This is a genomic window from Bacillus sp. SRI_025 (assembly GCF_057592095.1).
In genome coordinates this window covers 321,421-342,961 of the sequence record NZ_JBYEGB010000004.1, presented here as the reverse complement: position 1 = coordinate 342,961, position 21,541 = coordinate 321,421, and the positions used below count along the sequence as shown (strand labels likewise).

Genomic DNA, 21,541 nt, shown 5'->3' with positions numbered 1-21,541 from the left:
TTAAACCTCCTCAGCTAGCGACAAGTTTTCATTTTCAAGAATGTTGCTTTCCTCATCAAGTCCAAAGGCGACATTCTTTTCAATCCATTTACGGCGTGGTTCTACTTTGTCACCCATTAGAGTTGTGACGCGGCGTTCCACACGTGCAGCATCATCAATTTTGACCCTGACAAGTGTTCTCGATTCTGGATTCATTGTCGTTTCCCATAGCTGGTCGGCATTCATTTCACCTAACCCTTTGTAGCGCTGAATCGTGTACCCTTTTCCAACTTTCTTCAGTACGTCATCCATTTCTTCATCAGACCATGCGTACTCAATAATCTCTTTTTTCCCTGAGCCTTTGCTGACTTTATATAAAGGCGGAAGTGCAATAAACACTTTGCCATGCTCAATCAGCGGCTTCATATAGCGGTAGAAGAATGTTAAGAGAAGCACTTGAATATGCGCTCCATCCGTATCCGCATCTGTCATGATGACGATTTTGTCATAATTGATGTCTTCCACATTAAAATCGACACCGACGCCTCCACCAATTGCATGAATAATGGTGTTGATTTCTTCGTTTTTGAAAATATCAGCAAGCTTTGCTTTTTCAGTATTGATGACCTTTCCGCGCAACGGCAGCACCGCTTGGAATTTACGGTCACGTCCCTGTTTAGCTGACCCGCCCGCTGAGTCACCCTCTACTAGATATAGTTCATTTCTTGCTGGGTTTCTAGATTGGGCTGGTGTTAATTTTCCGCTCAGCGTTGCTTCAGATTTTTTACGTTTCTTGCCGCTCCTCGCTTCTTCACGGGCTTTTCTAGCAGCTTCTCTTGCCTGCTGCGCTTTAATCGCTTTTTTCACAAGAAGAGTGGCTGTTTCCCGGTTTTCTTCAAGAAAATACGCAAGTTTTTCAGAAATAACAGCATCAACAGCTGAACGAGCCTCACTTGTCCCAAGCTTTCCTTTTGTCTGTCCTTCAAATTGAAGCAGCTCTTCAGGAATTCTGACAGAAATAATAGCAGATAGTCCTTCGCGAATATCAGTGCCTTCTAAATTTTTGTCTTTTTCTTTTAAAAGGGCCACTTTACGTGCATATTCGTTAAAGGCTCTCGTCATGGCCGTTTTGGCGCCAGACTCATGTGTTCCGCCATCTTTTGTTCTGACGTTATTGACAAAGGAAAGGATATTCTCCGAGTAGCCATCATTAAATTGAAAAGCAAAATCTACTTCAATGGACTGATGCTCTCCTTCAAATGAGACGACTTCACTTAGAACATCTTTTTCTTCATTTAGATAAGCAACAAAGGCTTCAATGCCTGTCTCATAATAAAACGTCTCTTGTACATCATGCCGTTCATCGATCAGCTCTATTTTTAACCCTTTTAATAAAAAGGCAGATTCTCTTAAACGTTCTGATAATGTATCGAAATTATAGGTCGTAACACTGAACATGGTTGGGTCCGGCTTAAAATGAATTAGTGTTCCCGTTTTTTTCGATTTTCCGACTTTTTCAAGTGATGTGACAGGTTTACCGCCGTTTTCAAAGCGCTGATGATAAATAAATCCGTCCCGTTCAATTGTGACAGTAAGCCATTCTGACAGCGCGTTCACAACCGATGCCCCAACTCCGTGAAGTCCACCACTTGTTTTATATCCACCTTGACCAAATTTTCCGCCTGCGTGCAGGACCGTTAAAATGATCTCAGGTGTCGGTTTTCCAAGCTTATGCATACCAGTAGGCATTCCTCGCCCTTTATCTTGGACGGAAATGCTGTTATCTTTATGTATTTTGACAATGATATGATCTCCATGGCCAGCGAGCACTTCATCGACAGAGTTGTCTACAATCTCATAGACAAGGTGATGAAGACCGCGGGAATCCGTAGATCCAATATACATCCCTGGACGTTTACGGACCGCTTCAAGCCCCTCTAGCACCTGAATAGAATCATCGTTATAATCTACTTGCTGCTTTTTAACCAAATGCTTAATCCCCTTTCACTAACAAACATAACCGGCTAATCATCAAATGACCTCTCTAGATTTTAATGATGATCATGCTGCTCATTACTGTCCACTTTAATAAGCTGCATCATCACCATGCATGTGGGATTCACCAATACATGCTCTTTTGCACAGCTATGAGAATCATTCTACATTCTGCAATCAGAACTAGAAGTCCATTATAAACAAGACTGTTTCATAAGCCAAATGCAATCATATGATGGTTTTAGTAAAACAGAACAAATGTTCTACATTTATCTTATCGCTCTTTTTCTTGATATGCAAGGCCGCCGATATGTCCCTGTCGCCTTATTTTATCGCTTTCTTCAAGAATCGCAAATATATTTCTGCAACAAAAAAGCAAAAATCCTTGAAAAACCAAGGATTTTTGACGAATTAATGAGTTTTTGTCAACGCATGAGCCACCTTGATACATAAATCCATGATGGCGACCTTGCCATTTTCCTCAATCAGCCTTTTCGCTTCATCGTGATATATGCCTTGCTGCGCCCAAAAAACAGGTGCGTCTATTTGGAGAAACTCTTCTGCCACCTCTGGCAAAAACTCTGAACGTCTAAAGACATTGACGATATCAACAGGCTCTTTTAAGTCTTTTAAAGAAGCGACTGCTTTCACACCGAGTGCTTCATCGATCGTTGGATTCACTGGGATAATCTCATACCCGGCATCCTGCATCGCTTTAGACACCATATAAGACGTCCGGTGCGGCTGATCTGATAATCCAACAACAGCAATTCGTTTACTGCTCTTTAATATACGGCCGATTTCTTCTTTCGTAGGATTGTTCATCAAGACACTCCTTTTCCTCTATTTTAGCGAATTTCTGCTTAAAAACAAAGCTGAATCCATCTGCTTTGGATTTTTTCAAAAAAAGTTCCCCATGTTTTTCACAAGATCATGTTAAAATGTAAGACAAGAGGGAGAATATAAAGGAGTTATGCAGATGTTAATTGCTTTGATGTTTATTTTGGCTTATCTTCTCGGCAGTATTCCATCCGGTCTCATTGTCGGGAAAGCTGCAAAGGGTATCGATATCCGTGAACATGGCAGCGGAAACCTAGGTGCGACGAATGCATTTCGTACACTTGGCGTAAAAGCAGGGTCTATTGTGATTACTGCTGATATCCTAAAAGGGACGCTTGCTTCAGCTTTACCGTTTTTCATGCAGCTGGACATCCATCCCTTATTAGCAGGAGTTGCTGCTGTTATCGGTCACAGCTTTCCTGTCTTTGCAAAATTTAAAGGGGGAAAAGCAGTCGCTACATCAGGCGGTGTACTGCTATTTTATGCCCCATTCCTATTTATCACGATGATCGCTGCTTTTTTCTTATTTTTATACATTAGTAAATATGTTTCACTATCATCAATGCTGACCGGGATCTATACATTCATTTACAGCATATTCACCAAAGACCTATTCTTAATCATTGTTGTTGCCGTTCTTGCTGGCTTTGTGATCTACAGACACATCGCCAACCTCAAACGAATTCTCAACAAAACTGAACCGAAAATCAAATGGCTCTAGCCGTTTCATCCATTTAAATATGTGGTAAAAGTAAAGAAAAGCTGTTTTTGCATCCTGCATTTTAAAAACAGCATGACTTCAAAAAGGGGCGATCACATTGAAATTAACAATAAAAGAAGATGCACTCAATTGGTACAAGGATGAATTAGATTTAGAAAAAGGTGATCAAGTTCGCTTTTTTGTGAGATATGGCGGGTGCAGTAATGTTCAAAAAGGCTTTTCTCTCGGCGTCGCAAAAGATGAACCTCAAAATGCCGGCGCAACTGCTGAAATAGAAGGTATTACTTTCTTTATTGAGGAAAGTGATATTTGGTACTTTGACAACCATGATCTGCATATTGATTATAACGAGTCCGTGAAAGAACCAGAATTTCATTATGAATAAACAAAAAAGATACCTCATCCCTCGGGTATCTTTTTTGTTTTAAATCTCAATATACAGCCCATACTCTTGAATGTTTCCTAAAGACCGTTCCTTTTGCAGAATTCTTTTTTGCGGCTCACCGATCAAGTCAAAATGAGGAAACCCTTCGCGGTCATGAATCCATTCTTTTTTTAGTCCATGTCTTTCTCCCCACTCAACTAAACGCTTCATATCCTGACAGGCTGCTTTTGTGACGGTATTGGCATTTGGAAAACGGTCATCGAGCCAGTAGTGTGTTAAAAAAGCAACTTTTCCTTCCTGGACAGCTGTTTTCCAAGCGTTTAAATCGCTTCGTTTAATACCAAAAGCCATAAATTAAACCTGCTTCTTCGACTGTTCATATACTTTATGCCAAGCAGGAAAGGCTTTTCTAAATTGAATAGGTCTAAAGGTGTCTTTATCTACACAAATATGTGAGGTTGTCCCTGTAATCGCTGTTTGTCCATCAGGTTTTTGAATTTCATAGCCATACACCGTTTTGACACCATTATATTCTTCAATCCATGTATGAACGGTTGCTGTTTCACCATACAGCAATGGTTTTTTATATTGAACCTGCAAGTCTATAACAGGTGCAAGAGCACCGTCTGCTTCTAGCTGCGCATAGGAAAACCCTAATTCTTTAATCAATGCTGTTCTGCCGACTTCCATCCAGATTAAATAATTGGCATGATATACGATGCCCATTTGATCTGTTTCTGCATAACGGACTTCTATTTCTTTTTTGGATACATACACGTTTCATCGCTCTCCTATCAAAACCTAAGGTCTGTCTCTGCCATTTTACCACATTCCAAATGGTTCTTCTAAAAAGAGGCAATAAAATAAACCAGGAATCCCTGGTTTATTCAGTATAGCCATTCTTTCTTGCTGCTTCTTCGTCCTTTATCTCAGAACGCATCGCGTCAATACTCATTTTGCGGTTTTCGTTTTTTTGTTTGATTATTTGCTTTTCTGTCTCAGTCGAAACGGACATCGCTGCTTCAGATTCATCGATATTGTCAAGTGTGTTCTCGATCATATCTTGCAGCTTTTCAACATTATCAGATCGATCATCTGGATTGGATTGATATGACTCGTTATTCATGATGATTCCCCTCCTTATTCGCCCTTTGTCTGTATCACATCTGGCTGTTCATTTGATTTATTATGCATCTTTTTACCTTTATTCCGTTTGTATGCTACAGGTTTTGTCCCTAAATGGTCTGGCGTAAACTGCGCTTGTTTATCATGCTCTCTACCCATTATTCATCCCTCCCTCTTCTTTAGGATGAACGAAAACGGATAATTCATGACTTATTTTTGTCTAAATCGTTCTTCCAACTTTTCTTCAAGCTGGTTTAAAAATTCCTCATTGCTTAATAATTCTTTTTTATTTTCAAGCACAAGCTCTTCAAATGTGCGTCGTTTTCTTCTTCTCATTCCACTCACCTCCATATATGTATGGTTACATTTTCGCCAAAACATTTGGAAAATAAGCAAAAAGAGCTGAATCATTATAGATCCAGCTCTTTTTCAATTTCTTTTTTTGTCAGCATTTGATGCTTCACAGACATGATGCGTCCTTTTTCATCTAATATGTAGGTCGTTGGGTATGAAAGAACCTGATATCTTGCTTGAATGCCTTTTTGGTCCAATAAAACAGGAAAGCTCAGCTTTAATTCTTTTGTGAATGCTGCCACATGATCCACACTCTTTTCAGTGGTCGTCAAATTCACCGCTAGTACTTCAACTTGGTCATTTTCACTCCTGATTGCGTCTAGATCCGGCATTTCTGTCCTGCACGGCTTACACCATGTCGCCCAGAAATTGACGAGCACCTTTTTCCCTCGGTAATCAGATAACGAGGCGGTTTTGCCATCAAGGGTTTTTAGTTCGAAATCAGGGGCTTGATCCCCTTTTTCAAGACCGATTGCGGGCTCTTTTGGCCCAAATAAATTCCACGCAAGTAAACCAATCAACACAAGTAAAACAGCGCTTGCCATTCCTTTTTTCCACATGATTGATCCTCCACTATTTTAAAAAAGAAGAGAAAGCTGTTGAATCGCCTTCTCTTCTTTGCTGTATTAGTTGCTTGCCAATTTTTCGCGAAGTACCATTTGAAGGATACCGCCATGACGATAGTAGTCAATTTCAACTTCACTGTCAAAACGAACGACCACTTCAAATGTTTTCTCGTTGCCATCTGTGTCAATTGCTTTCACAGTGACGAGATCACGCGGACGAACTGTTTCGTCAACATGAACTTCAAATGTTTCTGTTCCTGTTAGACCATGAGTTTCTGCACTTTCTCCGTCTTTAAACTGCAAAGGAAGTACGCCCATGAAGACAAGGTTACTTCTGTGGATACGCTCAAAGCTTTCAGCTAGAACAAATTTAATTCCAAGAAGGTTTGTTCCTTTTGCAGCCCAGTCACGTGAAGAACCCATTCCGTAGTCTTTACCTGCTAAGATCGCAAGACCTGTTCCATCTTCTTTATAGCGCATGCATGCATCATAAATGGATGTCACTTCACCAGTTGGCCAGTAAGTTGTATAACCGCCTTCTGTTCCTGGTGCAATTTGGTTCTTAATACGGATGTTTGCGAAAGTACCTCTCATCATGACATGGTGGTTACCACGGCGAGATCCATATGAGTTAAAGTCTCTAGGCGACACGCCTCTTTCTTGCAAGTATTTGCCCGCAGGTGTGTCCTTACCAATCGCTCCAGCAGGAGAAATATGATCAGTTGTAACAGAGTCACCGAACTTCGCAACTACGCGTAAGCCTTTAAGCGGTTCAACTTTACCAGGTTCAACTGATAGGTTTTCAAAGAATGGCGGGTTATCAATGTATGTGGAATTTTCATCCCATTTGTACAATGCATCATCCGTCGTTTTAATTTCATTCCAGCGGTCATTGTTGTCAAAAACAGTTTCATACTCTGAACGGAATAGCTCAGGTGTGACAGTGCTTTTAACGACGCTGTTGATTTCGTCCATTGATGGCCAAATGTCATTGAAATAAACGTTTTCGCCATTTTTATCGACACCGATAGGATCTTTTGTTAAATCAATATTCACCGTACCAGCAAGTGCATAAGCCACAACTAATGGTGGAGATGCAAGGTAGTTTCCTTTCACAAGCGGATGGATACGACCTTCAAAGTTACGGTTACCTGATAAAACAGAAGTGATCAGCAGATCATTTTCAGAGACAGCATCTTCAATTTCTTTCTCAAGCGGTCCTGAGTTTCCGATACAAGTTGTACAGCCATACCCTACAATGTTAAATCCGAGGTCTCTTAAATATGGAAGAAGTCCTGAATTCACAAGGTATCCTGTTACAACTTTAGAACCTGGTGCTAGTGACGTTTTCACGTAGTTTGGCACTTTCATACCGAGCTCACTTGCTTTCTTCGCAACAAGACCTGCTCCGATTAACACGTATGGGTTCGATGTATTCGTACAGCTCGTAATCGCTGCAATCGCAATCGCACCTGTCTTCATCACAGCTTTTTCACCGTTTGCAAGATCAAATTCGATTTGTTTATCAAGCTCTGATTTATCTAAGCCAAACCCTTGGTTACCAGCTGGGCTTTCGATGTGTTTATGGAACGTCTCTTTCATTTGAGAAAGTGGAATCAAATCTTGTGGACGTTTAGGACCAGATAAGTTTGACTCAATTTTAGAAAGATCAATTTCCACAACATCAGTAAAAATTGGTTCTTCTGCATCTGGCGTATAGAATAAGCCATTTGCACGAGAATATTCTTCAACGATATTAATTTGCTCTTCATCACGTCCAGTAAGGCGAAGGTAAGCAAGCGCTTCTTCATCTACTGGGAAGAATCCACAAGTAGCACCGTATTCTGGCGCCATGTTCGCAATTGTTGCACGATCTGCTAGCGGCAATTGTGCAACACCAGGTCCGAAGAACTCAACGAACTTGTTCACTACGCCTTTTTCACGAAGGACTTGTGTGACTTTTAATGCAAGGTCAGTTGCAGTCGTTCCGTTTGGAAGCTCTCCAACTAATTTAGCACCAATAACTTCTGGTACTGGGAAGTATGAAGGCTGACCAAGCATACCAGCTTCCGCTTCGATACCGCCAACGCCCCATCCAAGTACACCGATACCGTTAATCATCGTTGTATGAGAGTCAGTTCCAACTAATGTATCTGGGTAAGTGATGATCTCGCCATCTTCTTCAATTGCATGAACAACACTTGCAAGATACTCTAAGTTCACTTGGTGAACAATTCCTGTTGCAGGCGGAACAGCTTGGTAGTTGTTAAACGCTTTCTTTGCCCAGCTAAGGAAGTTATAACGCTCTGCGTTACGTTCGAATTCTAAATCCATGTTAATGTTTAATGCATCTTCAGTTCCAGCTTTATCAACTTGTACTGAGTGGTCAATAACAAGGTCAACTGGAATTTCAGGGTTAATTTTATCCGGATCCCCGCCCACATCTGCCATTGCTTTTCTTAAAGAAGCAAGGTCAACGACGGCTGGTACACCCGTGAAGTCTTGTAAAATAACACGAGAAGGTTTAAATGGAACATCAATTTCTTTTACCTCGGCAGTTCCCCATTTTGCCAAGTTCTCAACGTGTTCCTTCTTGATCACTCTACCGTCTACTTGGCGAAGCACTGATTCTAAAAGTACCTTAATGGAATAAGGCAGCTTAGAAACATTTCCGATTCCTTGTTTCTCTAGTGCTTCTAACGAATAATAGTGATACGTTTTCCCATTTGTCGAAAACGTTTTTCTAGATTGAAAAGCGTCTTGTTTAGCGACTTGCTGCTGTTTCGACATGTCCAAAATCCCCCTTTTGATGATCAAGATCAATTTCAATTCTCAGAAAAATCGTCGTATTTCACCACAATTTTCTCACAATTTCATCTTAAAACAAATTCATACATAAGTAAATAACAATGCTTTTATTAAATTCAATAAGTTTAACTTATCATTAGGAAATGATTACTCTTCATAAACGAAGCGCAGCGGGTTCATACTACAAATGAGGTGAAAGAACATGACAAAACGCAAAGCAAATCATGTCATTGACGGCATGAACGCAGCCAAAAGCCAAGGTAATGGCGCAGGCTATACGGAAGATGATCAACTCGTTTTAACAGAAGAACAAAGACAAAACAATAAAAAACGCAAAAAGAATCAATAAGAAGGAGCCAAACATCATGACGAATAAAAACACAGGGAAAGACATCCGTCAAAACTCTCCTAAGGAGCATCAAGGCGGTCAGCCTGAGCCGTTATCAGGCAGTAAAAAAGTGAAAAACCGCAACCATACAAGACAAAAGCACAATTCTCATCATGATATGTAATCATTCCCCTCTCATCCCGTGACCACACGGGATGTTTTAGGTCTTTCACACATTTCCATTTTCATCATATGATTTATTATGAGATGTGATGGAGGAGTGTTTATGGAGAATGAAAAGCAATCGAATTCCTCTGATTTCCTTGAAATAGATGATTGGCTCAATGTTTTAATGGATGATCCATTTGCCTGGTATGATGAACACCTCCCAATTGATCTTTATGAAACAAGCCGTGATTATATTATCGAAATCGATGTCTCCACCTTATCGATCACTGATGTAAAGCTGACCTTCGCTGGACATGAGCTGACGTTGACTTACACAGTACAAAAGCCAAAAGGTGAAGGCGAACAGCCAGTTGAAAAAAGCGTGATGCTTCCTTTTTATTTAAACGACAAAGACATTGCAACAGATTATGAAAACCAAATCATATCGATAAAAATTAAAAAATGTTCCGATCATCCAAGCGGTGCATTTTCCTTTCAAATCCCCCACTTCAAACATTAAGAGCCCACCTTCATATAGGTGGGCTCTCTTCCCGTTCGTTTCAAGTCAATACCTTTTGCGAACCACCATGGCCAAATAGTAGAGTCGCTATATGATAATGTATTCTATTTCTACTAATAGGTTTGGGTCATTCTAGTAAATGGGCGGCTATTAATGAAAAAGGGCGTTTATAGAGATAATAGACATACATTTTTGTTATTTTCTTCTATCCTCTCTTCATGTAATATAAAATAGAGAGATAAGGGGTATAAGGAGTGAGAACATGTTAAGCGGCTGGTTTTTGTGGTTCATTTTATTTTGGGGTACAGTGATGATCGGATTACTCGCAATCGGTGGCTTTTTTATGTTTCGCAAATTTTTAAAACGATTGCCAAAGGAAGATGGGAAATCAGAGCTTGATTGGCAGGATGAATATATTCAAAAGAGCCTTCACCTATGGCGGGATGAGGACAAACAATTGTTAAATGAACTCGTATTACCAGTTCCAGAGTTGTTTAGAGATGTTGCCAAAGAAAAAATTGCGGGTAAAATTGGTGAGCTGGCATTAAAAGAACAGGCTGCCAGCATTAATCTAGACTTAATCATTCGCGGCTACATTATGGCTACACCAAAGCGGGATCATAAATTTTTATTAAAGCGCCTTCAAGAAAAAAACATTGATCACTCGCCATATGAATCGTTATTAAAATAACCTCCTTTTTTAAAAAGGAGGTTTAATTCATTTGAATCTGCTGCGGATCTAATTGTTTAGACAGCTTTCTAAACGACAAATACATGGCAACCCGCCAAGGCACGATCATGCCAAAGGCAAGAATCCAAAACATCCCGCTTAATGAGCCATAATCAATAGAAGAACTTAGGATGGTCTTCATCCCGATACGAAGGACAAGAAGTCCAATGAGAATAAACACAAATGCTTTTGACCGCTTTAAGTAAATGTCATTGCCTCTAATTTCAAACTTCGATGTTTTAATTAAAAATATAGAGAAAAACATCCCCACTGTGATCGCTTCTAGAAATTCAGCTCCAGTTACCCGAAACATTGGAACAAAAAACATCAGTGCACCAGTGCTCATGAAAATAGGAGGTAAAATAATTTTTTTCGCCGTTGCAGGTTTTGCAGATGACTTAATGCGAATAAACATGACGGCCACCGCCATACATACCGCAATTATAGAAGAGATCAAGATCATCATATCAAATCATTCCTTTATTCTTTAAGGTCAGCCTATGTATAATATACTCCAATTGACGAAAAAAAACCATTCGCCGCGACTGTAGAAAACGATTTCAAAAGCCTGTAAAACCGCCAAACAATGATGAAAACATAATGATAATCCATGTCAGAAGATCAAAGAACAGCAAAATCCCTACCACAATCATGATAAACCCGCCCACTCGCATGATGAGCTGCTGGCGCTTTCTGATCCACCCCATTTTCGTAATGAAAAAGGAGAGAATAAAAAACGGGACGGCAAATCCAAATATATACGCAATCATATACATGACAGCCGACTCAGGATTGTTACTCGCCAGTGTGATGACAGCGGATAAAATAGGTCCAGTACAAGGTGTCCATCCAGCGGCAAAGCCCATTCCGATGAGAATGGATCCAAAAAAACCAGCAGGACGATTTTTGAACTGTATTCTCTTTTCGCCCATGAGGAAAGAGGGCTTGAATACGCCAAGAGTCATAAAACCAAAGAAAATAATAAGGATGGCTCCAATTTGACGAATCGCTTGATGATAATCATTAAAAAACTTCCCGACAAACGATGTCCCAAACCCAATCGCAATAAATATAATAGAGAAACCAACTAAAAAGAATAAAGTATGAAGAAGACTTCTTCTTCTCAGCATCACCTTCTCAGATTTCACTTCATCTATACTAACGCCCGTAATATACGATAAAAACGCTGGATAAAGCGGAAGACAGCACGGTGAAATAAAAGAAAGAAATCCTGCTCCAAATGCTAAAAAGTAATTCAAATCTGTCAAAAGAACACCCCCTTCTTACAAATATACAATAAGAGATGACAAAATCATTTCATTTTTTTTACATCACCTCAATAAAGATGGTCTATTCTCTTAAAACCTTATATAATTTAATTTGACATCAAGATAATGAATCCTTTAAATTTGAAAATAAACCTTAAAATGGATATAATAGAATCGATTCTTTTTATCAAGATTTGCATGAAAGGAACATGACTTTGGTAAAAACATCATTATTAACTCAAATCGAAGAAAAAAGAGAAGAGCTGATGAAAGTTGTCTTGCATAATGGGATGACATCAACAGTGACCATCGAACATAGCCAGCAGCTAGATCATCTCCTCTTACAATATCAACGACACTTACACTCAAACTCAGCCAACTAATTATACTTCATGATATCAAACATGCCGAACCATTGTAGAACAGTTGATATGTGTGACCATAAAAGAAACGAAAACCTCTGATATAGGGGTTTTTTGTTTTTCATGCTGTTTGACGCAATAATAAAAACCACCTTCCCTGCTTCATTCATGCAAGTACAGTGGTTTTAAGCGTCTGATGAAGGTGAATTGAATAAAGAAAGGACAACGCTTGTCCATTCTTTATAACCATGTTCCATCTATGATCATAATATCGTACGTATTATTTCGCTTGGTTGTTCATGGCTTTCATCATTTGATTGATTTTCTTCTGGGACGGTTTCATGCCCATTTGCATCATCATCATTCGAAGCATTTGTTCATTAATCGGTGGATTCTTTTTCAAATAGCTCATCATATACTTACGAGCAATAAAGAATCCGAGTGCAACTCCTGCAAGCAGTGCAACAACGCCTACAAGGATGCCAACCCATAAATCCATAATTCTTCCTCCTTCATGTTGTCTCGTATAAAGTGTACTAAACAAAAGGCTATTATACAACATTTCACGTTCAATTTTATTTTTTTAAACAAAATTCCTCACTTTTACTGGATTAAGCCACCCGTGCTTCTTTGAACTAAAGTCCATCGCAAGAAAACAAGGGCTGATTTTTCTCAGCACTTCAAAAAACACCGCTTCTGCTTCATAACTGCCAGTGGCAGACATTTGGATATACCGGTCTTTAATAATAAATGCTGCGGTTCCTTTTCCATCTGGTAAGGAAGCGCTGTAAATCGAGCCTATTTGTGTATAGTGAATGTTCGTTAAGTTATTCATGAGACGCTGGTGCATATGAAAAGCAGGGATTCGTTTCGTCACATAATCCACTTGCTTCACAAGCATAACTAACTCATCGTCAGTGCGATTCGTCCAGTGTAACGACTCAAACAAATGAAACAAAATCGATTCTCTGCCAAAATAGTGATGTGCAAATTCATCCTCAATCCAATAAATATAATAATGGCGTTCCATGTCTATCCCTTCCTTTCACATTTCGTCAATCTCGTTTATTGCTTGTATTATACAAAAATGTGAAAGAAAGAATTGTCTATATATGAAGCAAGAAGAAACTAGTTTTGTCAAAAAAACAAGAAAAAAGAAAAAAGTTTGCAGAGCGGATGAAAATGCTCTGCAAACAGATAGCAAAAAAGCATGATGCTTGGAGTTCGTTTATTTATTCAGCTTCGCTTTCACACGGCTGACTACATTGCTGACAGTAAATCCGTATTTCTCGATAATGGTTTCACCTGGTGCAGATGCGCCAAATTTATCAATTGCAATCACGTCACCGTCAAGGCCAGTGTAACGCTCCCAGCCAAGTGAAGCACCCATTTCAATCGCAATACGTGCACGTACTGCTTTAGGAAGAACGGATTCTTTGTATTCGTCTGACTGCTGATCGAAGCGATCCCATGCAGGAAGGCTGACAACAGATGCGCGGATACCTTCTTTTTCAAGTGCTTTTTGGGCTTCAATGGCTAAACCAACCTCAGATCCTGAAGCGAGTAGAAGTGCTTCTGGCTGTGCATCAGCTGCTTCAACCACAACGTAACCACCCTTTTCTACTCCCTCATATGCCTTCTCTGGTGCCTGGTCAATCGTTGGAAGGTTTTGACGAGTAAGAACTAGTGCAGTCGGTTTATCAGTTGAAGATACAGCTAGTTTCCACGCTGCAGCTGTTTCATTTCCATCTGCTGGGCGAATAACGGAAAGGTTAGGCATCGCACGCAGTGAAGCAAGCTGTTCAACCGGTTCATGTGTTGGACCATCTTCACCAACAGCGATACTATCATGAGTAAAGACGTATGTGACTGGAAGTCCCATTAAGGCAGCAAGACGAATCGCTGGTCTTAAGTAATCTGAGAAAACAAAGAACGTTCCGCCGAATACACGAAGACCGCCGTGAAGCGCCATACCGTTGAGCGCCGCACCCATTGCAAATTCTCTCACACCGAACCAAATGTTTTTGCCGGCATAATTATTTTTTCCGAAATCATCCGTGTTTTTAATCGTTGTTTTGTTTGATCCAGCAAGGTCAGCAGACCCGCCAATAAAGAAAGGTACTTGCTTTGCAATGCCATTTAACACTTCGCCTGAAGAAGCGCGGGAGGCAAGGCTTGAACCTGCTTCATAAACAGGAACCTCTTGGTCCCAATTTTCAGGAAGCTTTCCTTCAATCGCAAGCTTCAGCTGTGCTGCCAGCTCTGGATATTCTTTTTCGTATTGCGCAAACAGCTCATTCCAAGCTGCTTCTTTTTTCTGACCAGCGTCTTTGACAGCTTCTTTGAAATGATCGTACACTTCAGAAGGTACATGGAAATCTTCTTCAAACGTCCAAGAGTAAGCATCCTTCGTCAGCTTAGCTTCCTCGCTGCCAAGAGGTGCACCATGCACACCAGACGTTCCCGCACGGTTTGGCGAACCGAAACCGATTGTTGTTTTCACTTCGATTAAAGTAGGTCTGTCTGTGCTTTGTTTCGCCTTTTCAATAGCAGCTGTTACTTCTTCGATGTTGTTGCCGTCTTTCACGTAAAGAACTTCCCAGTTCATCGCTTCAAAACGATTCTTCACATTTTCAGAGAATGAGCGATCTAAGTCGCCATCTAAAGAAATGTCATTTGAATCGTAAAGAACGATTAAACGGCCTAAGCCTAAATGACCAGCAAGTGAAGCAGCTTCTGAGGAAATCCCCTCCATTAAGTCTCCATCTCCGCAAATGCTGTATGTATAGTGATCTACAACCTGAAAGTTGTCTTTGTTATACGTTTCCGCAAGATGTCTTTCTGCAAGTGCCATCCCTACTGCCATAGCAATTCCCTGGCCTAAAGGACCTGTTGTGGCATCTACGCCTTCTGTGTGTCCAAATTCAGGATGTCCAGGTGTTTTGCTTCCCCATTGGCGGAATTGTTTTAGATCATCGATGCTCAGATTGTATCCGCTTAAATGAAGCATGCTGTATAGAAGCATAGAACCATGTCCCGCAGATAAAACAAAGCGGTCTCTGTTAAACCATTTTGGATTTTGCGGACTTACGTTTAAGTGATTCGTCCATAAAGCGTACGCCATTGGTGCAGCACCCATCGGCATTCCTGGGTGACCGGAATTCGCTTTTTCAATTGCGTCTATGGAGAGAGTACGTATTGTTGCAATAGATTTCAATTCAATCGTTTCCATATAAATCCCCTTCCGTATCTTGTGTACACCATTATCATAAATCTACTGTCCTTTTTTCACAACTATTTCACGCTGAAAAAGAAGGATTTTGTCACATTTAGTTTATCGATCACCTAAAAAGTTATGCAAATATGAAAAAAGACGAGAATAATCTTCCCATCTTTTCAAAATTCAAGAAATCACAGCCTTAATGAAGGTTCTGATCTTTTTCTCTTTTTAATTTTTCTGGTGTGACATCGTTTCCTTCAGGATCAACGATCTTGACAGTTTTAAGTGTATTTTTCATAGAAGAACGAAAAGCTTTCAAATACTCTTCTCTCAACTGCTTTTGTTCTGTTTTTTCAGCGTCTGATAAACCGGTCTCTTTCGACTTTTTTGAAAGCTCATTTATTCTTGCAAGCTGTTCTTTAGAAATCATGACAAACTCCTTTAAAGCATTTTCTCTACATACTACTAAATATCAATCATTTTGACAACAAATCACGCTTTAGGTGGTAAGGTCTTTTTCATATTCTTGATACCTTCTATGCACCGTTGCTTTTGAAATGTCAAAACCTAATGCCTGAAGAGTTGCGGCAATTTCGGCGAATGTCATATTGTTTTTTCTTAATCGAACAATTTCTGAAATCGGCACTTCAATACGCTCACGGCCAGGTGCATGGTCCTGCTGCCTTAAATTCAGTTCAGGCTGATATCCGCGCTCAACTGCCCTTTTCATTCCCCGCTTGATTTTCAGGTTATGAATTTTCCGTTGGTATTCTTCGACGACTCCTACAATCTCAATGACCATTTCATCTGCTTCTGAAAGCTCAAGCTCTCCTCTATGAAACACGCTGTATACCTTTACGTTCTCTTTAAATAAACAATGAAGAAGTGCAATTTTTGCTTGTCCTCTTCCAAGACGAGTTTCATCCTGGATCAAAACGGCATCGATTGACTCTTCCTTCAGTGCAGCAAGCATTTCAAACACACCATCACGATCTAAATCATATCCACTTGCTTTTTCTTTGATGACTTTGACCACATTCATCTTGTGCATGGCAGCTAACGCCAGCAGTTCTTCTTCTTGTCTTTTCAACGAGGTTTCCTGCTCTTCTTTGACAGTGCTTACTCTCGCATAAATGATTGCGTTCATGTCTAAAATCGACCTTTCTACTGTACTGTTGCAAGCTGATATACGACTGGATGCTCTTTTTTGACGGGTATAACAAGAATGTCGCCAGGCTGGATTTCAGTTGAAGCAAGATCATTGTGTTCGGTAACCCAATCAATAAATGCATTTTTGTCGATTGATTTGCTGTCGTTTACTTGATCAGCTAACCCCCAAAGAGTATCACCTGATTGAACCTCTATTTTAACATACTGATTTGTATCATTATGGCTTGTGACTGCAATAAGTGAGAGAAATATGCCAACGATGAATGAGAATACCCCAATAAAAATAATAGATTCTTTTAACCTCATAATGTCATCTCTCCTAATAGAATATGTGTTCGCTCTTTCTGTCACTCATTATAAATACGAACAAATGTTTCTGTCAAACGTTTTTTTCGAACCTATGTTTGTACTGTTAGGAAAAACATGCTATAATTTCTTTAAAATTGACGTTTTGAGGTGCAAAAGATGACGAAGCTATCAAAAAGACAACTCGATATCCTGAAATTCATCAAAGATGAAGTAAAAAGCAAGGGTTATCCCCCATCCGTCCGTGAAATTGGAGAAGCTGTCGGTCTAGCATCCAGTTCAACGGTCCATGGACATTTAGCTAGACTAGAAACAAAGGGCTTAATTAGAAGAGACCCGACAAAACCGAGAGCGATCGAAGTACTAGATGAAGAGGAAATGAATATTCCAAAGAGTGCTGTAATGAACGTTCCAGTCATCGGAAAAGTAACGGCCGGCCTTCCTATCACTGCTGTTGAAAATGTAGAAGAATACTTCCCCCTTCCAGAGACTTTTGCAGCACCAGATGAACAAGTGTTTATGCTTGAAATTATGGGAGAAAGTATGATTGATGCAGGTATTTTGGACAAGGACTATGTCATCGTGCGTCAGCAAAGCACCGCTAACAATGGTGATATTGTGGTCGCCATGACAGAGGAAGATGAAGCGACAGTCAAACGCTTTTATAAAGAAGATACACACTTTAGATTACAGCCAGAGAACCCATCAATGGAACCGATTATTTTACAGAATGTGAGTATACTAGGTAAAGTGATTGGCGTATTTCGAAATATTCATTAAAAAAAGCCGGTATTTCATCAGCTGCTGATGAGAACCGGCTTTTTCTTATGCACAAGAATAGGCAAGAATACTTGAACTTGGGAAGGAACCAAATGTAAAGTTCGGCCATATAAAACCAGTTGTTCGGCCAAAAGGCTGTGAGGAAAGAACGAACATTAAAAATACTTGACCGTTTCTCAAAAACACAATTGTCCATCTTCTATTACATCCCGCTGCAAATTGTACAGTTTGATGACCTCCGCCAACACCGTGCCCAGATATAAGCGACTGCATACTCTGTGGCTGCGAGAGTGCTTGTTGATACTGCGAAATGATATGCTGCGGCGGTGCCGGCGGTGCAGATTGTCCGCCTGAACCTTGCCCTGGCCAAGTACCTCCTCCGATCGGAAACCCAGGAAACCCTCCACCTTGAGGAATACCAACAGATGGAAATCCTTGCATCTGCCTATCATATGAGTACCCATTCCACACACCTTCATACGGATGATACATAATAAACACCACTTTCTTTAGACATTCATCACGACAGTATATGTCATAAATAAAAAAGTGTGTTAAACGTCTAAATAGAAATTTTTCCAAAAGACGTTTCGTTCTTCTTTAGAACGGTTAAATAATCATTAAGAAGAAAAATAAAAAAATGAAAACTTTTTGTCTCCCTCAAACGTTATATAATTAGAAACAAAAGAAATAAAAAAACATTTAGATTTAATACTTGTAATATCACTGTAATTATTGTAACATTTGTAACATAAGAAGTTTTCATTGAGAAAAGGAGGCAATTGCCTTGAAAAAATTATTTGTTTTATTAACTGCTATTATGCTTATGATCTCATTACAAACTACAACATTGGCCGCTTCCAAGAAATCAGCCGCTTTGACAAATAAAGAAGCGTTACATATTGCCCTTGATGCAAGAGAACACTTTTGGAGTGCAATGTCAGGCTACAAAATTAAAGAACATTCTAATTACAAATTAAAATCATTTACCTATAAAGATATGACATACAACTATCTTTCTAAAACATTTGATACAAAGAAAAAATTAAACAGCTACCTATCTCAAGTGTTCACTCAAGATGCCATCAAACATGGTTTAAAAGATTATCAGTTTATTGTTCATAAAGGCAAAATGGCTGTTCCAGTCGGTGACGGAGATAACATGCTCAATTGGGAAAAAGCCACACCTAAACTTGTTTCTAAGAAGCAAACAGTCCGCACATATGAATTTACTGTCCCAACACTTGATGGACGCAAAGTAAAACGAACTGTTACGTACGAAAAAGTACAAAAAGATTGGAAAGTCACACAAATTGACGCTGTCATCTAAATAAAAAACCAGGCCTCTCATCGGCCTGGTTTTTATATTGGAGAAAATTCAGTCATGCGGTCCAGCGCGTGAGCAAGTGATGATGCCGTGCGAAATTCATTAAAAGGAAGCCCGAGCTGTACTGCTGTTTGAGCAATTTCTGGTCTAATTCCTGAAATGGTCGTCTCTACTCCAATTAACCGAAGTGACGTAACAAGGTCAAAGATTTGATGAGCCACCATTGTATCAATAATGACAACACCCGATAGATCAATACATAAATGCTGAACCCCTTTTTGCGAGCACTGTTTTAGCGTATTTTCTAAAATAATCTTTGCTCTCGCTGTGTCAATATCACCTACTAAAGGCAACAACGCAATCTGGCTTTTTAAAACAATCACCGGTGAACTCAATTCATAAATCATATCTCTTTGAGCCACAAGCTTCTTCGTTGTATTTTTCACATATTGCTGGATAAACACATGGATTGAAATATTAAACGCTTCGGAAATTAAATCATACCAATAAAAAATGCGGTCAATATCAATGTCACCTTGACGCTGTTTAATAAATTCTTTTAAGTAATGCAGAACGACTCTTTGATTAGACATGTATTCTCTTACGACATAATCTAATGGTGTATTTAAATGCTTCGGATCACTGGCTAAATCCTCAGACCATTTTTTAAATTCAGTATGTAAATATGTCTTGTCTTCAATAATAGCTCGTATAAAGTGCTGGTAATAATCTTGATTCTGCCGTTTTAGCTCTGCAATGATGCTGGAATCTGTTGAACGATATATCGATTCTGGATCATCGTCCTCAATTGATTCATACCATGTTTCAGTCAGCTTCTCTGCATGCTGCATAAAAAAATCGTATAATGCACGGTTCTTATCCATAAGCAAATGTCCCTTCACATTTTCTTCTTGTCAGTCTTTGTACCTTATAGATTGATTGTACCACTGAATCTTTTTTCCCTGCCAGCTCGGATACGCTCTGCCATAAACAAAAAAGGCACCCGCTCGAGGGGTGCCTTTTCCTCAGATTTATTTCACAATGAATAATATTCTTTTCCCATCAGGAAATCCGCTGATTTGGTGCCCGACCCATGAGCCTGCTCCCCTATTATCAGATGGACTGACATATTGAACGCTTGCGCCTTTTCCTCCCTCAAGACAAACCGCCATCGGCCATTCATCCCGGTCAAATCCAGGTTTTGTCGGAATCCCTTTTAATGATTCTTGCCTGCGGGCATCTGCTCCATTCCTGTCAATGGTACACACATCTGAATGCCCTTTTCGAATGGCTTCTTGAATATGACTGCCTGTTTCAGGGTACCTTTCCTTTGGAAATTGAACGACATGATCATATCGATCAGCCCCTTTTGCTGCCTGCTTCTCTCCAAATCCACCTAACAACATGCCCATCCATATCACAAAACATAAAGCGACAGCAGCGATCCAGCCTCTTTTCATCTTCAAAAGCGCGTGACCTCCTCATCCATCTCAAGCATGGTTTTGACTTAAAGGAAATGTGACATTTTAATGTATGAGTGGTTCGCGAATGACATGTGAAAAAATTGATGTAGCTCTCAATCTCAAATCCACAGGTTAAAAAAATGAATCCTCTATTAAATGAATTCATACAAAAAAGCTTGTCCCCTATGAAGGAAACAAGCTCTATTTTTTATTGCGCTTTCGCATAGTTTATAAACTCAACAAAGGCAGCTGTCGCTTTTGGACCGCCATTCATCGTTCCGTTTGAATACCCAGCGTTATGAACTCCAACAATTTGCTGGTTTTGATCTAGCATGGCAGAACCTGAATTTCCGCTGAATGTATCAATCGTATAGTATGCTAGATTCGTATCTTCTCTCGTCACAGGACCTGACATCTCCCATTGTGACACCTTGCCAGTCGATCTCATTTTATCACCAGGATATCCTGAGATTTTAATGGTTGTCCCAGTCAAGTTTGTCACCTGGCGGATGGATCGGTAGCCGACCGTATTGCCAATATTCGTATCGGTTTTGATTACGGCAAAGTCATATTGACTTGCACCAGTATTAATATACCCGCTTGGCACATAGAACTCAGTCATTTTTGCTGAACCGTTCACCGCAGTACTATCATTCATACCTGGATATACGGTTCCTTTTTCACTATAGCTTCTCGATGCCGTATTGTACACGCAGTGTCCGTTTGTCAAAATTTTATTAGGAGCAATGAGTGTCCCTGTACAGCTGGAGCCGCCAAATGTAATATAAGCAATCGAATTGTATGGTGCTATTCTTGTATTTGCTACTTTGGTTCTACCATCGTCTCCAATGACGACTTTTGTTTGAAAATCTTTTAAATATTTTGATAGTGGTTTTACTTTTTCGCCAACAGTAGAAGAAAGATCATCCACTTTGTCAAAGGATGAGGGGGCTTTCGTATCATTGTGGAAATCACTTGAAGAAATCACTTTTCCATCAGAAGTCACCATGTCATAATCAGACGTTAGTACTGAATCCGATGTGGCTTGGGCAAAACTAGGCACACTTAAAGCACCAAAAACGAGAAGAGAAGGGAGTAACATTTTCACCTTTTTCATCATATTCCT

At 39.8% G+C, this 21,541-nt stretch carries 30 protein-coding genes; 9 read left to right on the top strand and 21 right to left on the bottom strand.

The features are described from left to right. Both parE and AC20OE_RS14035 read right to left on the bottom strand, forming a co-directional pair. A complete protein-coding gene (gene parE, locus AC20OE_RS14040; RefSeq protein ID WP_039178939.1) occupies positions 1-1,968 on the bottom strand; it encodes a DNA topoisomerase IV subunit B in 1,968 nt (655 codons plus the stop codon). A gap of 417 nt (positions 1,969-2,385) precedes the next feature. Beyond that, the gene (locus tag AC20OE_RS14035) at positions 2,386-2,799 is read right to left on the bottom strand and encodes a CoA-binding protein (RefSeq protein WP_059375383.1); all 414 of its coding nucleotides are present in this window, start codon (positions 2,797-2,799) and stop codon (positions 2,386-2,388) included. Between the two features lie 154 nt (positions 2,800-2,953). Between AC20OE_RS14035 and plsY the strand changes: the two genes are divergently transcribed. Together plsY and AC20OE_RS14025 are read left to right on the top strand one after the other, a co-directional pair. Further along, entirely contained in the window at positions 2,954-3,535 is a 582-nt protein-coding gene (plsY, locus tag AC20OE_RS14030; protein ID WP_024425146.1) for a glycerol-3-phosphate 1-O-acyltransferase PlsY, read from the top strand. Between the two features lie 97 nt (positions 3,536-3,632). Continuing rightward, entirely contained in the window at positions 3,633-3,920 is a 288-nt protein-coding gene (locus AC20OE_RS14025) for a HesB/YadR/YfhF family protein (protein ID WP_024425145.1), read from the top strand. 39 nt (positions 3,921-3,959) lie between these two features. Here AC20OE_RS14025 and AC20OE_RS14020 read toward each other — a convergent pair whose 3' ends face one another. From AC20OE_RS14020 to acnA, 7 genes are all read right to left on the bottom strand, one after another. After that, complete coding sequence (locus AC20OE_RS14020) at positions 3,960-4,271, bottom strand: hypothetical protein (protein ID WP_059375386.1); 312 nt, start codon at positions 4,269-4,271, stop codon at positions 3,960-3,962. 3 nt (positions 4,272-4,274) lie between these two features. Continuing rightward, positions 4,275-4,697: an acyl-CoA thioesterase gene (locus AC20OE_RS14015; protein ID WP_024425143.1), complete on the bottom strand. Its 423-nt coding sequence runs from the start codon at positions 4,695-4,697 to the stop codon at positions 4,275-4,277. A 106-nt stretch (positions 4,698-4,803) separates the two neighbouring features. After that, on the bottom strand, positions 4,804-5,046 hold the full coding sequence (gene tlp / locus AC20OE_RS14010; RefSeq protein ID WP_099663301.1) for a small acid-soluble spore protein Tlp: 243 nt from the start codon (positions 5,044-5,046) through the stop codon (positions 4,804-4,806). A 14-nt stretch (positions 5,047-5,060) separates the two neighbouring features. Beyond that, positions 5,061-5,204: an acid-soluble spore protein N gene (locus AC20OE_RS14005; RefSeq protein WP_008357830.1), complete on the bottom strand. Its 144-nt coding sequence runs from the start codon at positions 5,202-5,204 to the stop codon at positions 5,061-5,063. Between the two features lie 51 nt (positions 5,205-5,255). Beyond that, complete coding sequence (locus AC20OE_RS14000) at positions 5,256-5,381, bottom strand: FbpB family small basic protein (RefSeq protein ID WP_003211002.1); 126 nt, start codon at positions 5,379-5,381, stop codon at positions 5,256-5,258. A 74-nt stretch (positions 5,382-5,455) separates the two neighbouring features. Then, positions 5,456-5,959 carry a TlpA family protein disulfide reductase gene (locus AC20OE_RS13995; RefSeq protein WP_047203113.1) on the bottom strand — a complete coding sequence of 168 codons (504 nt, stop codon included), beginning with the start codon at positions 5,957-5,959 and terminating at the stop codon, positions 5,456-5,458. 66 nt (positions 5,960-6,025) lie between these two features. Beyond that, positions 6,026-8,755 carry an aconitate hydratase AcnA gene (gene acnA, locus AC20OE_RS13990; protein ID WP_039178925.1) on the bottom strand — a complete coding sequence of 910 codons (2,730 nt, stop codon included), beginning with the start codon at positions 8,753-8,755 and terminating at the stop codon, positions 6,026-6,028. Positions 8,756-8,975: 220 nt separating this feature from the next. On the opposite strand from acnA, the gene sspO reads away from it, so the two are divergent. From sspO to AC20OE_RS13970, 4 genes are all read left to right on the top strand, one after another. Then, the gene (gene sspO / locus AC20OE_RS13985; RefSeq protein WP_039178922.1) at positions 8,976-9,122 is read left to right on the top strand and encodes a small acid-soluble spore protein SspO; all 147 of its coding nucleotides are present in this window, start codon (positions 8,976-8,978) and stop codon (positions 9,120-9,122) included. 16 nt (positions 9,123-9,138) lie between these two features. After that, complete coding sequence (locus AC20OE_RS13980; RefSeq protein WP_003211331.1) at positions 9,139-9,285, top strand: small acid-soluble spore protein P; 147 nt, start codon at positions 9,139-9,141, stop codon at positions 9,283-9,285. 102 nt (positions 9,286-9,387) lie between these two features. Then, on the top strand, positions 9,388-9,789 hold the full coding sequence (locus tag AC20OE_RS13975) for an Hsp20/alpha crystallin family protein (RefSeq protein ID WP_059375391.1): 402 nt from the start codon (positions 9,388-9,390) through the stop codon (positions 9,787-9,789). A 262-nt stretch (positions 9,790-10,051) separates the two neighbouring features. After that, complete coding sequence (locus AC20OE_RS13970; RefSeq protein WP_024427086.1) at positions 10,052-10,480, top strand: DUF2621 domain-containing protein; 429 nt, start codon at positions 10,052-10,054, stop codon at positions 10,478-10,480. 22 nt (positions 10,481-10,502) lie between these two features. Here AC20OE_RS13970 and AC20OE_RS13965 read toward each other — a convergent pair whose 3' ends face one another. Together AC20OE_RS13965 and AC20OE_RS13960 are read right to left on the bottom strand one after the other, a co-directional pair. Further along, positions 10,503-10,985, bottom strand: coding sequence for a CcdC family protein (locus AC20OE_RS13965; protein WP_024425136.1), 483 nt, complete (start codon positions 10,983-10,985; stop codon positions 10,503-10,505). A gap of 94 nt (positions 10,986-11,079) precedes the next feature. Beyond that, positions 11,080-11,787, bottom strand: a complete 708-nt coding sequence (locus AC20OE_RS13960; protein WP_059375393.1) for a cytochrome c biogenesis protein CcdA — start codon at positions 11,785-11,787, stop codon at positions 11,080-11,082. 209 nt (positions 11,788-11,996) lie between these two features. On the opposite strand from AC20OE_RS13960, the gene AC20OE_RS13955 reads away from it, so the two are divergent. Continuing rightward, positions 11,997-12,170 carry an aspartyl-phosphate phosphatase Spo0E family protein gene (locus AC20OE_RS13955; protein WP_369810454.1) on the top strand — a complete coding sequence of 58 codons (174 nt, stop codon included), beginning with the start codon at positions 11,997-11,999 and terminating at the stop codon, positions 12,168-12,170. Between the two features lie 259 nt (positions 12,171-12,429). Here the strand turns inward: AC20OE_RS13955 and AC20OE_RS13950 are convergent, their stop codons facing one another. The 6 genes from AC20OE_RS13950 to yneA form a co-directional block, all read right to left on the bottom strand. Continuing rightward, positions 12,430-12,648: a YneF family protein gene (locus AC20OE_RS13950; RefSeq protein WP_412855573.1), complete on the bottom strand. Its 219-nt coding sequence runs from the start codon at positions 12,646-12,648 to the stop codon at positions 12,430-12,432. Positions 12,649-12,732: 84 nt separating this feature from the next. Next, positions 12,733-13,179, bottom strand: a complete 447-nt coding sequence (gene sirA / locus AC20OE_RS13945) for a sporulation inhibitor of replication protein SirA (protein ID WP_024425134.1) — start codon at positions 13,177-13,179, stop codon at positions 12,733-12,735. A 198-nt stretch (positions 13,180-13,377) separates the two neighbouring features. Continuing rightward, positions 13,378-15,381, bottom strand: coding sequence for a transketolase (gene tkt, locus AC20OE_RS13940; protein ID WP_059375396.1), 2,004 nt, complete (start codon positions 15,379-15,381; stop codon positions 13,378-13,380). 187 nt (positions 15,382-15,568) lie between these two features. After that, complete coding sequence (locus AC20OE_RS13935; protein ID WP_024425132.1) at positions 15,569-15,799, bottom strand: DUF896 domain-containing protein; 231 nt, start codon at positions 15,797-15,799, stop codon at positions 15,569-15,571. Between the two features lie 69 nt (positions 15,800-15,868). Beyond that, positions 15,869-16,516 (bottom strand): YneB family resolvase-like protein, encoded by a 648-nt coding sequence (locus AC20OE_RS13930; RefSeq protein WP_041085133.1) that lies wholly within the window; start codon positions 16,514-16,516, stop codon positions 15,869-15,871. A gap of 17 nt (positions 16,517-16,533) precedes the next feature. Continuing rightward, positions 16,534-16,845 carry a cell division suppressor protein YneA gene (yneA, locus tag AC20OE_RS13925; protein WP_034283425.1) on the bottom strand — a complete coding sequence of 104 codons (312 nt, stop codon included), beginning with the start codon at positions 16,843-16,845 and terminating at the stop codon, positions 16,534-16,536. Positions 16,846-17,004: 159 nt separating this feature from the next. Between yneA and lexA the strand changes: the two genes are divergently transcribed. Further along, positions 17,005-17,625: a transcriptional repressor LexA gene (gene lexA / locus AC20OE_RS13920; RefSeq protein ID WP_024425129.1), complete on the top strand. Its 621-nt coding sequence runs from the start codon at positions 17,005-17,007 to the stop codon at positions 17,623-17,625. A gap of 45 nt (positions 17,626-17,670) precedes the next feature. On the opposite strand, the gene AC20OE_RS13915 is transcribed toward lexA, so the two are convergent. Then, positions 17,671-18,117 carry a hypothetical protein gene (locus AC20OE_RS13915; protein ID WP_039178904.1) on the bottom strand — a complete coding sequence of 149 codons (447 nt, stop codon included), beginning with the start codon at positions 18,115-18,117 and terminating at the stop codon, positions 17,671-17,673. 295 nt (positions 18,118-18,412) lie between these two features. Between AC20OE_RS13915 and AC20OE_RS13910 the strand changes: the two genes are divergently transcribed. Next, positions 18,413-18,955: an IseA DL-endopeptidase inhibitor family protein gene (locus tag AC20OE_RS13910; protein ID WP_039178902.1), complete on the top strand. Its 543-nt coding sequence runs from the start codon at positions 18,413-18,415 to the stop codon at positions 18,953-18,955. Positions 18,956-18,987: 32 nt separating this feature from the next. Here the strand turns inward: AC20OE_RS13910 and AC20OE_RS13905 are convergent, their stop codons facing one another. From AC20OE_RS13905 to AC20OE_RS13895, 3 genes are all read right to left on the bottom strand, one after another. Continuing rightward, a complete protein-coding gene (locus AC20OE_RS13905; protein ID WP_039178899.1) occupies positions 18,988-19,836 on the bottom strand; it encodes an STAS domain-containing protein in 849 nt (282 codons plus the stop codon). A gap of 147 nt (positions 19,837-19,983) precedes the next feature. Further along, positions 19,984-20,364 carry a NucA/NucB deoxyribonuclease domain-containing protein gene (locus AC20OE_RS13900; RefSeq protein WP_228280000.1) on the bottom strand — a complete coding sequence of 127 codons (381 nt, stop codon included), beginning with the start codon at positions 20,362-20,364 and terminating at the stop codon, positions 19,984-19,986. Between the two features lie 259 nt (positions 20,365-20,623). After that, complete coding sequence (locus AC20OE_RS13895; protein WP_099663299.1) at positions 20,624-21,532, bottom strand: trypsin-like serine peptidase; 909 nt, start codon at positions 21,530-21,532, stop codon at positions 20,624-20,626. Positions 21,533-21,541: the final 9 nt, after the last annotated feature.